The 1,282-nt window shown below is 54.1% G+C and carries 2 pseudogenes; both read left to right on the forward strand.

From position 1 onward, the window contains the following. Positions 1–993 (forward strand): annotated as a pseudogene (locus J5224_RS28280) (bifunctional UDP-4-keto-pentose/UDP-xylose synthase); the annotation flags it as partial. Then, a pseudogene (locus tag J5224_RS28285) lies at positions 990–1,282 on the forward strand (4-deoxy-4-formamido-L-arabinose-phosphoundecaprenol deformylase); the annotation flags it as partial. The pseudogenes J5224_RS28280 and J5224_RS28285, both read left to right, overlap by 4 nt.

The raw sequence follows: 1,282 nt of genomic DNA on the forward strand, positions 1-1,282 counted from the left end.
AAACGGTTTTATCGGCAACCACCTGACGGAACGGTTGCTGCAAGATGAAAATTACGAAGTCTACGGCTTGGATATCGGTTCCGATGCCATTGCCCGTTTCCTGCTCAATCCACGTTTTCACTTTGTTGAAGGCGACATCACCATCCACTCGGAGTGGATTGAGTATCACATCAAGAAATGTGATGTCGTTCTGCCGCTGGTTGCTATTGCCACGCCGATTGAATACACGCGCAATCCGCTACGGGTATTCGAACTGGATTTTGAAGAGAACCTGAAAATCGTGCGTAGCTGCGTCAAACACCAGAAGCGCATCATCTTCCCTTCCACCTCTGAAGTGTATGGGATGTGTAGCGATAAGGTGTTCGATGAAGATCGCTCATCGCTGGTGGTGGGGCCGATTAACAAACAACGTTGGATCTATTCGGTTTCGAAGCAACTGCTGGACCGAGTGATCTGGGCCTATGGTGAAAAGCAGGGACTGCGTTTTACGCTGTTCCGCCCCTTCAACTGGATGGGGCCACGGCTTGATAGCCTGGATGCGCCATCACGCAGTTGATTCTGAATCTGGTGGAGGGATCGCCCATCAAACTGATTGATGGCGGTGAACAGAAGCGCTGTTTTACCGATATCAACGACGGCATCGACGCGTTATTCCGCATCATTGAAAACCGTGACAACAAGTGTGACGGGCGAATCATCAATATCGGTAATCCGAACAATGAGGCCAGTATCCGCGAACTCGCGGAGCTGTTGCTCGAAAGCTTTGAACGCCATCCGTTACGGCACATTTATCCGCCGTTTGCCGGCATGTGCGTGGTGGAGAGCGGCAGTTACTACGGTAAAGGCTATCAGGATGTGGAACACCGCAAACCGAGCATCGCCAATGCGCGCCGCCTTCTGGGTTGGGAGCCACAGGTCGAAATCCGCCAGACGATTGACGAAACGTTGGACTTTTTCCTGCGCGCTCACCCTACACCGGATTCCGCCCCATGAAACGTGTCGGGCTGCGTATTGATGTTGACACCTGGCGCGGCACGCGAGTCGGCATGCCGCCCCTGCTGGAAACGTTGGATCAGCATGGGGTTCAGGCAAGCGTCTTTTTCAGCGTTGGGCCAGACAATATGGGACGTCACCTTTGGCGTCTGGCCAAACCGGCTTTTTTGTGGAAGATGCTGCGCTCCAAGGCGGTTTCTCTGTATGGCTGGGATATCCTGCTGGCGGGGACTGCCTGGCCGGGCCGCCTGATTGGGCGCGGTAATGCGGACGTTATGCGACAAACGGC

The organism is Candidatus Symbiopectobacterium sp. NZEC135 (assembly GCF_025962695.1).